This is a genomic window from Oculatella sp. LEGE 06141, assembly GCF_015207605.1.
In the GTDB taxonomy this organism is placed as follows: Bacteria; Cyanobacteriota; Cyanobacteriia; order Elainellales; family Elainellaceae; genus Oculatella.
Map to the genome: position 1 here is coordinate 54,141 of NZ_JADEWO010000002.1, position 12,799 is coordinate 66,939.

General features: G+C 51.4%; 9 protein-coding genes and 1 other RNA gene. 6 read left to right on the top strand and 4 right to left on the bottom strand.

Features of this window, described 5'->3' with window-relative positions:
• The first annotated feature begins 3 nt into the window (after window positions 1-3).
• Window positions 4-1,068 (top strand): S-methyl-5-thioribose-1-phosphate isomerase, encoded by a 1,065-nt coding sequence (gene mtnA / locus IQ268_RS01825; RefSeq protein ID WP_193874955.1) that lies wholly within the window; start codon window positions 4-6, stop codon window positions 1,066-1,068.
• 67 nt (window positions 1,069-1,135) lie between these two features.
• On the opposite strand, the gene IQ268_RS01830 is transcribed toward mtnA, so the two are convergent.
• Window positions 1,136-1,900 carry a PspA/IM30 family protein gene (locus IQ268_RS01830; RefSeq protein ID WP_193874957.1) on the bottom strand — a complete coding sequence of 255 codons (765 nt, stop codon included), beginning with the start codon at window positions 1,898-1,900 and terminating at the stop codon, window positions 1,136-1,138.
• Window positions 1,901-1,960: 60 nt separating this feature from the next.
• Window positions 1,961-4,702, bottom strand: coding sequence for an alpha-glucan family phosphorylase (glgP, locus tag IQ268_RS01835; RefSeq protein ID WP_193874959.1), 2,742 nt, complete (start codon window positions 4,700-4,702; stop codon window positions 1,961-1,963).
• Between the two features lie 635 nt (window positions 4,703-5,337).
• Between glgP and IQ268_RS01840 the strand changes: the two genes are divergently transcribed.
• Both IQ268_RS01840 and ssrA read left to right on the top strand, forming a co-directional pair.
• Complete coding sequence (locus IQ268_RS01840) at window positions 5,338-6,294, top strand: RNA polymerase sigma factor, RpoD/SigA family (RefSeq protein ID WP_193874961.1); 957 nt, start codon at window positions 5,338-5,340, stop codon at window positions 6,292-6,294.
• A 132-nt stretch (window positions 6,295-6,426) separates the two neighbouring features.
• Window positions 6,427-6,808, top strand: a transfer-messenger RNA (tmRNA) gene (gene ssrA, locus IQ268_RS01845).
• A gap of 111 nt (window positions 6,809-6,919) precedes the next feature.
• Here the strand turns inward: ssrA and IQ268_RS32685 are convergent.
• A complete protein-coding gene (locus IQ268_RS32685; RefSeq protein ID WP_193874963.1) occupies window positions 6,920-7,549 on the bottom strand; it encodes an iron uptake porin in 630 nt (209 codons plus the stop codon).
• Window positions 7,550-7,572: 23 nt separating this feature from the next.
• The gene (locus IQ268_RS32690) at window positions 7,573-8,628 is read right to left on the bottom strand and encodes an iron uptake porin (RefSeq protein WP_193874965.1); all 1,056 of its coding nucleotides are present in this window, start codon (window positions 8,626-8,628) and stop codon (window positions 7,573-7,575) included.
• Between the two features lie 536 nt (window positions 8,629-9,164).
• On the opposite strand from IQ268_RS32690, the gene IQ268_RS01860 reads away from it, so the two are divergent.
• The 3 genes from IQ268_RS01860 (at window position 9,165) to IQ268_RS01870 (ending at window position 12,509) form a co-directional block, all read left to right on the top strand.
• On the top strand, window positions 9,165-10,391 hold the full coding sequence (locus tag IQ268_RS01860) for a sorbosone dehydrogenase family protein (RefSeq protein WP_193874967.1): 1,227 nt from the start codon (window positions 9,165-9,167) through the stop codon (window positions 10,389-10,391).
• A 364-nt stretch (window positions 10,392-10,755) separates the two neighbouring features.
• A complete protein-coding gene (locus IQ268_RS01865; protein WP_193874969.1) occupies window positions 10,756-10,935 on the top strand; it encodes a hypothetical protein in 180 nt (59 codons plus the stop codon).
• A gap of 503 nt (window positions 10,936-11,438) precedes the next feature.
• Entirely contained in the window at window positions 11,439-12,509 is a 1,071-nt protein-coding gene (locus IQ268_RS01870; RefSeq protein WP_228035023.1) for a RodZ family helix-turn-helix domain-containing protein, read from the top strand.
• Window positions 12,510-12,799: the final 290 nt, after the last annotated feature.

A 12,799-nucleotide genomic window follows, 5' to 3' on the forward strand; every position in this document is an offset into this window, starting at 1 on the left:
TTTATGACCATTTCCCTCCCCGCTCAGGTTTACCCGGTTATTTGGCAAGATGACCATGTGCTGTTGATTGATCAGACTCGGCTACCGAACGAGTTTGACGTGGTGCAGATTAGCCGCTGTGATGACATGGCACAGGCAATTAAAACCATGATTGTGCGAGGTGCGCCTGCTATTGGTGTGGCGGCAGCTTACGGGATGTATTTGGGAGCCAGAGAGATTCAAACCAGCGATCGCACCAAATTTATGGCTCAGCTAGAGGCGATCGCAGATAAGTTACGCGCCACCCGACCCACCGCAGTGAATTTGTTTTGGGCGATCGAGCGCATGCTGAAAACGGCACGGCAAACCATTGGCCCAATCGACCATCTCAAACAAGAATTGCTGAAAACGGCACAGAGCATCAACGCCGATGATTTACACACCTGTCAAGCGATTGGCGATCATGGCTTGGCAGTATTGCCGCAGGAACCACAGCAGTTGCGGTTGCTCACCCATTGCAATGCCGGGGCATTAGCTACGGCGGGCTATGGAACGGCGCTGGGAGTGGTGCGATCGGCCTGGCGGCAGGGGCGGCTGTTAAAGGTATATGCAGACGAAACCCGTCCCCGGTTACAGGGTGCAAAGCTAACCGCCTGGGAATGCGTACAAGAAGGCATTCCAGTCACCGTCATTACTGACAATATGGCTGCCCATTGTATGCAGCGCGGCATGATTGATGCAGTAGTGGTAGGAGCCGATCGCATTGCGGCCAATGGTGATACTGCTAACAAAATCGGAACATACAGCGTAGCGCTGGTGGCTAAAGCCCACGAAATTCCCTTCTTTGTAGCGGCTCCGCTATCTACGGTTGATTTTGAGCTGAATGACGGCAGCCAGATCCCGATTGAGGAACGTGATCCGGTCGAGATTTACCAGATTGAAGACACGCTAATTTGCCCACCCGGAGCGGAGTTTTATAACCCTGCCTTTGATGTCACTCCCGCCGCCTTAATTACCGCAATCATCACTGAATATGGTGCGGTTGCCCCTCATGAACTGGCGAATCTCCGTCTGAAGCACGTTGTTTGAAGTCAGCAGACTGCTGCCTACAAAGCGCTTCATTGCCACTTTCCGGCTATAACCGTCGGAAGCGGCTTTAGGAGCGCTTATCGTCTAACTGAGAGCGCAGTTGCTCCAGGTCGGCATCAATATCCGGGTTGGAGGTGGCTGGGCTGGCTGGCAGGCTGGCGGTTGGGGTCGAGCCAGATAGCTGCGCTTTCATTGCAGCCAACTCTGCATCCACATCACCACCGCTTTCCAGGGCTGCAAATTGCTTTTCAATGGCATCGCCCTGCGACAGTTCGGCGATCGCCTCTGACTGCGCCTCCAGTTGATGCACCTTTTCTTCCATGCGCTCAAAGGCCGAAAGAGCATTGTTGGTGCCCACCCGTCCCAACATTTCATTTAACTGCTGCGATGCCTTGGCAGAACGGGCACGGGCAATATACATGTCCTTTTTTGTTCTGGCTTCCGAGAGTTTGCTCTCCAGGGTCATCATGTTTTGCCGCAATTTGGCAACTATCGAGTTTTGCTGCTCAATTTGCGATTTTAAGGCTGCTGCTGTTTCCTGATAAGACTTACGGCGGTTTAGCGCTTCTCGTGCCAGGTTGTCGTCGCCTTTTTGCAGAGCCAGTTGCGCTCGACGGTACCATTCTTCAGAGGTAGATTCCGATTGGGAATATTGCCGCTCGGTGCGCTTTTGGGTTGCGATCGCCTGAGCCACTGCCTGCCGCAGACGAATTAAATCCTCCTGCATATCAGTAACGGTTTGCTCCAGAATCTTTTCTGGATCTTCCGCCTGACCTACCATGCTGTTGATGTTGGCTCGAATTAAGCGCCCAACCCGGTCAAATAATCCCATGCCAAAACTCCGTCACTCTTACGGTTAGCCGAGAAACGCAACACGCCGTGCTAACGCGTTTCAACTTTTAAAACTAACTTCATGGTATCGTACCTCATCCAGATGTAGGTCACGCACAGTGGACGGGGTAGAATGATCTGCCCAAAGCGTTAGACCCGGTTCAAACGGATGAATCAGATTGTCGTGCCGGGGCAAGACGCGCAGGGTGAGTCCTTGCAGGCCACTGCTGGAGTAGGCAACATCAACCGTATAGAGCGCCACGGTGGCGTGGGCTGGATCTTGCCCTTGATAGGCCATCACCATTGGAACTCCATCAGCGATTTCGCCCTCGGCATTCACTGCACCTTGATACAACTCCACCTGGATGTCATCTGGGGTCAGCGCACCTAAATTAATCCGGGCTTTGACTGCAATTACCTGGTCAACCTTGACATCCGTAGTGGTTGAGATATCAATGCCCTCAATTTTCATTTCATACCAATGTTCAAACAGGTAGGTTTTCCAGTCGGCTAGCGCTTTTGCCGGAGCATAATGGTCGGCGGCTAGTGCAATGCAGCGATCGCTCAACGGAAAATAAGCTCGCTGAGCATACTCGCCCACCATTCGGGCTGTGTTGAAGGTTGGACAGTTGAGCCGAATGGCATCCTTCATTTTCTTCAGCCACTCTCTCGGCAAGCCTTCCTCATCCCGGTCGTAGAACAACGGCACCACTTCTTGCTCTAGCAGGTCATACAGGGCATTGGCCTCCACGTCGTCCTGATAGGTCAGGTCGTCGTAGTCTTCCCCGTGGCCGATCGCCCACCCCGTGCGGGCGTAGTCGGCTTCATCCCACCAACCGTCTAGCACGCTGAGATTGGGCAAGCCATTCATGGCGGCCTTCATGCCGCTAGTGCCTGAGGCTTCGCGCGGACGACGTGGATTGTTTAGCCAAATATCGCAACCAGCCACCATTAATCGAGCAATGTGAACATCGTAGTTAGGAATGAAGACCACATGATGCTGCATTCCTTCTTCCCGAACGAAATGGATGATGTCTCGAATTAGCTCTTTGCCGGGAATATCTTTGGGGTGCGCTTTTCCGGCAATGACAAACTGCACGGTTCGTTTCTTAGAATTGAGCCTGTCGCCTTGCACCCGATCGGCCTGTAGACCGAGCAAGATACGCTTGAGCCGATCGCTGTCTCTCATAAATAGCGTCGCCCGTTTATACGTCGCGAAACGGCGGGCAAACCCAATGGTGAGTACGGTGGGGTCGAGAATTTCCTGGGCTTCTGCTAACTCAATCGGTGATGCGCCGCGATCGCGCAGGTTCTTTTGCATCCAGGCTCGCACAAACACAATTAGCTCTGTGCGGCAGCGTTCGTGGTTGCGCCATAACTCTTCGTCTGGAATGGAGTTCACCCGCTCCCACAAAGGATGATGCGCTGGAGCCTGCGACCAACTCGGCCCCAGGTAGCGATCGTACAGCTCTTGTGTGGTCTTGGCGACACAGCTATGGGCGTGTACGCCGTTGGTGATTGCGGTAATTGGGACTTCATTCAGGGGCAAGGTTGACCACAACCCCTTAAACATCGATCGCGATACCGCGCTATGCAATTGACTAACCCCGTTGACAAAAGCCGCCATTCGCAGCGCTAAAACAGCCATACTAAACGGCGAGGCTAAATCTCCCGTATTTTCGCGCCCCAGAGATAAAAATTCTTCCCGAGACAGCCGAAACAAATCAGCATAATATCCCAGGTAATAAATGATTTTGTCAGGTGGAAACAAGTCAATTCCCGCTGGAACGGGAGTGTGGGTTGTAAATAACTGACTGGCTTGAGCCACCTGACGAGCCTGGGCAAAGGTTAAGCCATCTTCCTCTATCATGAACCGGATGCGCTCTAGAGCCAAAAACGCCGAGTGTCCTTCATTCATGTGGTAGACCGTAGGCTGCAACCCCAACGCCCGCAGCATTCGCACCCCACCAATTCCCAGCATAATTTCCTGGTGAATCCGTAAGTCTAGATCGCCCCCATACAGCTCGTCTGTAATGTCCTGGTCGTATTGGCTATTGGGAGCAATATTGGTATCTAACAGATAAAGCGGAATCGTGCCTACCTGCACGCGCCAGACGCGGGCATAAACGGCTCGACCGGGATAATCCACTGTAATTCGCAACTCAGAACCGTCTGCATTGCGCTCCAGATGCAGCGGCATGTTGTAAAAATCATTGATAGGATAGCGCTCTTGCTGCCATCCGTCTGCATTGAGATATTGGGCAAAGTAACCTTCCTGATATAGCAACCCCACTCCAACCAGCGGCAAACCCAGATCGCTAGCAGATTTGAGGTGATCACCTGCCAACACACCCAGGCCGCCCGAATAGATGGGCAAACAGCTAGTTAAGCCAAACTCTGCTGAGAAATAGGCATAGCATTCCGAAGCGGTTAATGCCGTGCTGTCTGTCTGGGTTCTGGTTTGTCGCAGTTGGGCGTTTGCGGCCAGCCGGGTTGGGTTGTTGCGATGCTGGCGATACCATGTTCGCTCCTGGATGTAGTTCTCCAGTTGTTGAGCCGCTCGATCCATCTGAGCCAGGAAGCCTTCGTCTTCCGCTACTTCTCTCAGCCGCTCTTGACTGATTGTGCCTAACATCAGTACCGGATTGTAACGGCTTGATTCCCATAAATCGCGATCGAGACGGGCAAACAAGTCCTTCGTCTCATAATTCCAATCCCAGTGCAGGTTATACGCCAATCTACGTAACGGCTCCAGGCGAGCGGGCAGAGAAGGCGAAACGTTGAACGTGCGAATAGGCTTCATGTTGGGAAAGCGCTCTATGGCTATCTAGAGCTATTGTCCTGCCAACCCCACCAAAAAGAACCAGGTCTTAACAGAGCTTTTAAGAAGCGTTCGCTACGGCTCGGTTAAACCTGGATGAAGCGTCCTGGTGCTGTTCCGCCTGCGCTCGCGAAAAATTAAGAAATATCACGCAATTGGGAGGAAAAGCTTAAGAAATATTAATAAAGAGCGCCAGGATGCCCGTAAAATCACTCCTGCTATCCGGTGGATTTTGTTCTCCAGGATGCAATTATCCTGGGTATTTCTGGGTACGCTAGAGAATACAGGCTATGGAATTCGACGGAGATATATCCATCTAAAGGATGTGTTAGCATTCTTCATAAATGTTACAGTTTTTAATACAGTCACCCAGAATACAGGTATCCGGTAGCAGCGATCGCTGTCCCACGAGGCAGCATTGAAGATGAGTGCTCAATCAGCAATTCTGAATCCGCACAGCTAACTGTTGGGCTGCAACTTTAGCTCATGACGCTCGTCTCACGTCTGTTTAATTCATCAAACTCCGATTCGGTTTGAATAGGTTTCCGTTACTCTGCCCATGCAGTAGTCAGTTTTGTGCATTTTATTTGTGTCCCTCCTAGCCTAAGTCCAGCGCGATGAAAACTGCTCAATCCTCAACTGATCCAGTCCGTACTTATCTAAGAGAAATTGGTCGTGTCCCTCTGCTAACCCATGAGCAAGAAATTCTTTATGGTAAGCAGGTTCAGCGTTTGACCGCTTTAGAAGAGTTGCAGGCCGCGTTAGAAGAAAAGCTTGGCCGTACCCCCACCCAAGATGAGTGGGCGCAACAGTGCGAATTATCGCTTAACGAATTGCAACAGGCGATCGACGAAGGCGAAAATGCTAAGCGCAAGATGGTTGAGGCCAATTTGCGCCTGGTGGTTTCGGTTGCTAAAAAGTACATCAAGCGCAATGTCGATCTGCTGGATTTAATCCAGGAAGGCACGATCGGGATGCAGCGCGGTGTCGAAAAGTTTGACCCAACCAAGGGCTATCGATTTTCAACCTACGCCTACTGGTGGATTCGGCAAGCCATTACTCGGGCGATCGCCGAGAAAGGCCGCACGATTCGCCTACCGATTCACATCACTGAGAAGCTAAACAAAATTAAGAAAGCACAGCGGCAGTTAGCTCAGCAACTGGGTCGTGCAGCGACCGCAGCCGAGCTAGCGCAAGAGTTAGACCTTACCTCCAAGCAGGTTCGAGAATACTTAGAACGATCGCGCCAACCGTTGTCGCTCGATCTGCGGGTGGGCGACAACCAGGATACCGAATTGGGAGAATTGCTGGAAGATACCGGCCCGTCTCCTGAAGACTTTGCGATGCAGTCGTCTCTGCGTACCGAGCTAGAGCAACTCATGGCCGAGCTAACTCCCCAGCAGCGCGAAGTATTGGCGCTACGGTTTGGGCTAGACGATGGTCAAACGATGACCCTGGCGAAGATTGGCGATCGTCTCAACATTAGCCGAGAACGGGTGCGGCAAATCGAACGCGAGGCGCTCACCAAACTCCGCAAGCGCCGCGCCGACATTCGAGAATATTTGGCTAGCTAGCCGCAACCATCAACCGCTTAGAAGAAGGAAAGGAGACACAGGCTCTTCTTTCCTTCTGGCAGGCTGGAACTGGGGCAGTGTGTTCACCACGACATAAAACTATTCGCTATAATGAAGCTAAGCATCAGATGCGGGGCTGTAACGGCTTCGACGTGCTGGCGAACACTATCTTGTGATGCAGGTCGAGAGTGAGTCACCTCTCGCAAATCAAGGCTCAAAAACAAGTACATGCGAACAACATCGTACCTTTTGCTCGTAAGGCAGCAGCTGTTGCCTAAAAACCCTTAGGTTTTGAGCGTCCACAGTTTGACTCCGTTAAGGATTGTGGTCTTAACCCCAACGGATGCTTCAGTATTTCGCCTCTGGTCGATTGCTGATTAAGACATTACCAGAGCATCCCGCTGTCAGGGATAATAGACAGTCCCCGCTTCTAGGGTAGAGAAGCTAAACCTGTGAATGAGTGAGATACCAATACCCAGGGCGGACACGGGTTCGACTCCCGTCAGCTCCATTTTTTAGCCCAAATCATGACGTTTCATTTTGGTTGCCCGTCTCTTCTATGAGGTCGGGCAATTTTGTATCTGTAGAAAACCGGGTGCCTGTAGCAAGCAGGGGCGTAAACCTGCTAAAAGGTAAACACGCTTCTGATGATGCCGATAACAACATCGTCGTTTGCCGCATTGTGTTCAGGATTAGTGAGATAGATCACTCCAGGAATCAGCTTGATGTTGTCTGTCAATGGATACTCATAAAAGGCTTCAACATGTAATCCTGTTCCTGGATCGGCACGGGTAGCGATCGCACTGCGAGTGACTCTAGGCGGCATCCCAAAACCTAGCCCTCCCACAGCACCTTCGGCAAACAAATCGGGAAATGCCAGGTTCACCGCATAGTTGATAATGTCGGCCTGCCCGTTGCTGCCGTCAACTCGTCTGGCATCGGTGTAGCCAAACCAGCCGCTTATGGCAAGCTGAGGTGTCATTCGCCAAAATGCTTCAACTCCATAGGAATTGGAGACGAGTGGCACGTTTTCACCAAAGGGCAGATTGGCAAAACTGCTGCCGGTGCGATGAGCCAGGTCGCCGTCTGCTGAATAATGACGAATGTAGGTTAACCCTAACTGCAAATCTGAGGTGGGTTGAATAGCAAGCTGTGCCAAAGCACTGTAGGTACCGTTGACTAGTCCGGCTCTACCCGTCGGGCTGCTGGCCTCTCGGCTCAAGTAGCCCAAGTCAACACGAAGGACTTCGTTCAACCGATAGACTGCTGCAACACCGCCTAACTGACATCGCCAATGCGGTAGATGGGGTTCCGATCCAGAAACCGGGAAGGGGTACCTTTGCCGCCGCCAAAGCTCGCAAATAAAGGATTGGAAACAGTGGCGTAGTAATGGTGAGAGGCGGCGTTGCCATAGATATAAAAGTCAAGGCGATCGCCCACCGGAAATCGATATTCCAGTAGATTTAACCGCAGATTGTTATCGGTGTTGCCCACTTCAAATGAAAGCCGCGTCATGTTTGTGCCAGATGCACCATTAAAGTTGGGCGTTCGGTTTGAGGCTTGCAGGCGCACTAGCAGGCGATCGCGCCCCGTAAAGCTTGTCGTCAGGTTGAACCGCGTCCGATAGTTTAGCGCCAGGTTGGATTGGAGGCGAGTATCTGGATTGCCGTCTGCGGTGTCCCCGGTCAGGTCACTTAGCGCGGTTACCAAAGAGCCACCTAGCTGCATTGTGGTAGAGAATTGGTTGGCCTCCAGCTCTGCAATCGCTGGTTCCAACTCATTGGTTAACGCTTGCAAGGCGGTGAGTTCAGCCGCGAAATCTTCCTGCAACCGCCGCAGCGTTTCCCTAAAGTCAGACTGTTCTGAACGCTGTTCCTCTAACGCTCGCTCAAGTTCCTGCAAAATGGTGAGGCAAGCATTTAACCCGGCTGCAAACTCATTGCGAGTGAGTGGGCGATCGCCCTGGTACGTTCCATCTGGAAATCCGGTGACACAGCCATACCGTTCTACCAGCGATCGCAGTGCTTCAAAGGCCCAATCGTCGGGTTGCACATCGGCTAATTGAGAAACAGAAGGGCGATCGATGTCTTCTAACGATGGAAACAATGGCTCGATTCCGGCGGCAGGTTCGATATCGCTCAACTCATCGTTTAAAGCATTCCTCAAATCACTGATCTCGTCTTGAAAACCATCGTCCGGCTCGCTCAAAATGTCATCAGGAATGAGTGTTTCACTATCCTGCCATCCTGTAGCATGTGCCGAAAATGGAACGACGCAGGAAAAACTTAAACTGATCGAACTCAGAATCAGAATGAACCTGGACACTGAAACCATGTTTCTATAGGTTGACTCATCCGGATTTTCACGGTTGCGTTCAAGACTTTTCTCTATCTATAGGCATATTTCTCAGGTTAGAGTTCAAACCCAAAAAAGGGCGATCGCCTCTTGCTGCGGCAGGTTCATAGCAATAAGCTTGACTGTCTAACTTGAGTATTGCAGCGATCGCAGCGTCCCAGTTTGCCCACTGCTTTTTTTGTGTTGAACGTATTTCCTCTTCTTGCAGCGGCTGAGAGAGGCAGACAAAATAACCGAATGACAATCTAGATGAACAGGTCTCCTCACCCCTAAAACGGCGCTGCACCTAACCTAAGGCAGACTTGACGTTGTCACTTTCCTATCACAATTGTTTTCAATACTGATGAAGTTAAATCGACAACTAAAACCGATTTACCTGCTGAATGAACCTGGCTTAAGCTGCACGGTGCTGCCTGTTATGCCTTTTTAGACATTCATATAGCCATCATTCTCAAGACAGCATCGTAGCCTAGCCAAACCCATCTCATTGCTTGTTAGGCGGAGGAAATATGCTCATGAAAGCTACCTTAAACTCGGGGTGTTTGTTTATCGGTTTGACGTTAATTCTGGGATTGTCAGCTCCTGCCCATTCCCAGCAACCTCAACAACAGACCGTTGAGCCATTAGAAGGGTACTTAGCCACCCCTGAGCAGCTTGAATTTGACGAGGCGCTACTGGAACGGCTACAACTGCCAGACGGGTTTGAGATTAATGTATTTGCCCAAGACTTAGGTAATCCCCGTAAGTTGGCTGTTGCTCCAAATGGCACCGTTTTTGTGACGCTTCGTGACGACGGTGAGGTGCTAGCTCTGATGGATCGCAACGGCGATGGCCGCATGGATGAGAAGCGAACGGTGGCCTCCAATGTGGATTATGTCAACGGCATTATCGTCCACGAAAATCAGCTTTATTTTGTCACAGATACCACGCTGTATTCGGCAGCTCTGGGTGCAGATGGGATGCCCGCCGCCCCACAAGTTTTGATTGATGATTTGCCCGATGCCGGACAGCATCCCAACCGCACCCTTGGGTTTGGCCCTGATGGCATGCTGTATATTTCCGTGGGCAGTACCTGTAATGCCTGCGATGAACCCAACGATGAACACGCCACTCTGTTGCGAGCGCAACCCGATGGTAGCAATCGGGAAATCTACGCGGAAGGATTAAGAAACACCATTGGCTTTACCTGGCACCCTGAAACGAGTGAACTGTGGGGGATGGATCATGGCTCCGATTGGCGAGGTAACGACTCTCCCCCAGAAGAACTCAACCGGATTGCACCAGGAGAACATTACGGCTGGCCGTTTTGCTGGGGCGATCGCCAGCCGGATGTCTATCTTCCCGCCGAACCGGATAGCATGACCAAAGAGGAATTCTGTGCCACAACCCAGCCTCCTGTCCTCACGTACCAGGCCCATAGCGCTCCTCTGGACATGCTGTTTTACAACGCCTCTCAGTTTCCACAGGAGTATCAGGGTGATGCCTTTGTGACGATGCGAGGCTCATGGAATCGTCAGCCTCCTGTGGGCTATGAGGTGGTGCGGATACGCTTCGAGAATGGACAACCTGTTGCGTTTGAAGACTTTGTTACGGGGTTCTTAACGGAAGATGGTTCCGCCCAGTTTGGTAGACCCGTTGGTATGGCTACCCTACCCGATGGCTCACTGCTATTTACTGACGACACCAACGGAGTGATTTATCGTGTGGCCTATACAGGGGAGGATAACGCACCAGCCCGGTAAAAACGGGCAGAGTTTTGCTGGACGGTATGAACACTGTTGGATGGCGGTGTTGTTTGTTCCTGCAATGGAAGCGTTTTACCAACATCCCTGGAAACTCATACTGCTTGACGTTGATTTGACGTCGATCGCAGTATAAGGGCAGGTCAGGCAACCCTCCAAAGTAGCTTATTTGGCCGATTGCTGCTAACTGTTTTTGCGATCGGCTCAAACTCTTTATCCAATAATTTTGATTTGCTGTGACTTTGTCTAGGGAATTGTGGCTGAAATTTGGGCACGCTTATACTGGAAGCTCAAAGCCCCACGTTTGAGTGGTACTGGAGGTTTCCACCTTTTCTACAGCTACTGTCCACAGAACCCTTTCACCATGAATTCCCATCGCAACGAACTCTTTCGCACCCTTTGGCAGTTCCTCAATCAGCCCGTGTTTGATTCGAAATCTCCAACCATCCTTAACCCCCATCGATTCTGGTATCTACAACGGTTGCATCATCTGGAGCGGTGCTGGTCGAGAACCTATCGTCCAGAGGAACGGTTCCGTAACTAATGGGGTGCTTCTGTTAAAGCGCAATAGACTACTTCCATTTCTATATTTAGAGCCTAACCATTCAGCAGTTCTCTCAACGACTGCAAATAGACTGCAAATATCTAGAGGCAAGCCCTTACAACAGTTGATCCAAATGACTGTTTGGCTTGCCTCTATTGTTTTGCGGTGCTGTTTTTGGCCATTCTTCACGTTGTTATCTTGATTTATAGCTTGTGCTTCCGGAATTCCGGTGGGTTGTTCGAAAAGCTAACTAAGCACGATTTCTTTAAGCTTAGAGCAGAGACGCCGGAATCATTGTTGCTAGCTGATGCATACCTCTGGCTGATGCATGGTTTCCCTGCTCGCTTCACAGTGAAACGTGCTCAAACTGCTTAAATCCATTTCTAGTATTGACCCATTCAACGGACGCGCCTGGAATATCAGATTTTACGTCTGAATATGGCTGCTTGGCCGTTAGTTGAACGCTGTTGCATCACATCACGGAGACGATAAGAATCGTGGCAATGACATCTATGTATTGTTTGGAAGGCGCTGAGAATACTAAAATCACAATTTCTCAGGAAGGACTGCGGCATATTTGTCGTCAAGCAGAGGCTGAACTCTACCACAGCGAGGTTTATCAGCGAACCCTGGCAGAGTTGCAGCGAGGTCTGTCAGAGGCGGCAGAGGGGTGTCAAAACCTGATTCGCGCATTTGCCAGAGAGGCCATTCGGCTGGCGGTTCGTCAACTGGTGCGGCAGCATCGTGTCAACGTTATGACGAGTGCGACTGAACCGTCACCTGTCTTGACCGATCGCCCGTCTCTCAACATTGCCTCCATGCCGTCTGTGCAGTCGATCCCTGCGCCCAATGCAAATCTGACGATTGCAAAAAGTACGGTTTCTGAGGATGATGCGACGGCTACTGTGAAAGAGAGCCAGTCTGCTGCCCCGCCAGACGAGGTTACTCAGTCTACATCCCTTCCCGTTCAACCACCGCCAGCACCTTCTCGGCTGCGTAAGTGGTCTAGAGCCGATGCCGTGGCGGCGATCGACCAGGAACGAGATTCCATGTTACGGCTAATTGGACAAGAGTTTAAGCGGGTTCGTGAGACGCGATCGCTTTCCCTGGAACAGCTCCACACTCAAACCTGGGTGCCGTTACATCAGCTCAAAGCGCTGGAGGCGGGTCAAGTCGATCAACTGCCCGAAGATATTTACGTGCGGGGGTTTATTAAGCGAGTCGGAGATGCGCTGAAACTCAACGGTGCAGAAATCGCTGCGGGGATTCCAGTTCCTGAACGGGCTAAAACAGTGGTTCCATCCTGGCAGCGATCGGTTGGCTCTGCAAAATCGCTGAGTCCGGTTCACCTCTATGTCGGCTATGCAGCATTGATGGCTGGCGCAGTGGGCGGCTTAACCTGGATGAGTAGCCAGGCCGCATCGGAGGGGGCACACCACATCAGCTCACCCGATTCGGCACCAGAGGTGGCTCAGCCGTCTCAAAAGGCCGATCTCGGTACTGTGCAAAGTTCCAGTGCGGGCGGCAGCACCACGACTCCAGATGTGATTCCGCCTGAATCGTTGCCGTTTTAAACGACTACTAAACGAAAAAAGTCGCCTCACGTTTGGAGCGATCGCTTTTTCCAATTTGGCTGAGCCATTCGGCTGCATTCATGCCGACGGTTGAACCCTATTGGCTGGGGGCTTTTGCTCTTGCTGACCTACTATGGGCGATCGCTCTGCTCAGAAGGCTTGATCCAACACGGTTCGAGTCGATATCAGTCACCTATCGACTGGGCATCCCAATCGGTTGATGCCTGGTCACCTGCCCACCTCTAGCTAACGACCTGTAGAGAGGTGGGTAGTTTTACTTGACTTGTTTA

Bases quoted from the DNA above. Each gene is read 5' to 3' on its own strand.
- glgP (WP_193874959.1), bottom strand. From the start codon at position 4,702: ATGAAGCCTATTCGCACGTTCAACGTTTCGCCTTCTCTGCCCGCTCGC.
- IQ268_RS01840 (WP_193874961.1), top strand. From the start codon at position 5,338: ATGAAAACTGCTCAATCCTCAACTGATCCAGTCCGTACTTATCTAAGA.
- IQ268_RS01860 (WP_193874967.1), top strand. From the start codon at position 9,165: ATGAAAGCTACCTTAAACTCGGGGTGTTTGTTTATCGGTTTGACGTTA.
- mtnA (WP_193874955.1), top strand. From the start codon at position 4: ATGACCATTTCCCTCCCCGCTCAGGTTTACCCGGTTATTTGGCAAGAT.
- IQ268_RS32690 (WP_193874965.1), bottom strand. From the start codon at position 8,628: ATGGTTTCAGTGTCCAGGTTCATTCTGATTCTGAGTTCGATCAGTTTA.
- IQ268_RS01830 (WP_193874957.1), bottom strand. From the start codon at position 1,900: ATGGGATTATTTGACCGGGTTGGGCGCTTAATTCGAGCCAACATCAAC.
- IQ268_RS01865 (WP_193874969.1), top strand. From the start codon at position 10,756: ATGAATTCCCATCGCAACGAACTCTTTCGCACCCTTTGGCAGTTCCTC.
- IQ268_RS01870 (WP_228035023.1), top strand. From the start codon at position 11,439: ATGACATCTATGTATTGTTTGGAAGGCGCTGAGAATACTAAAATCACA.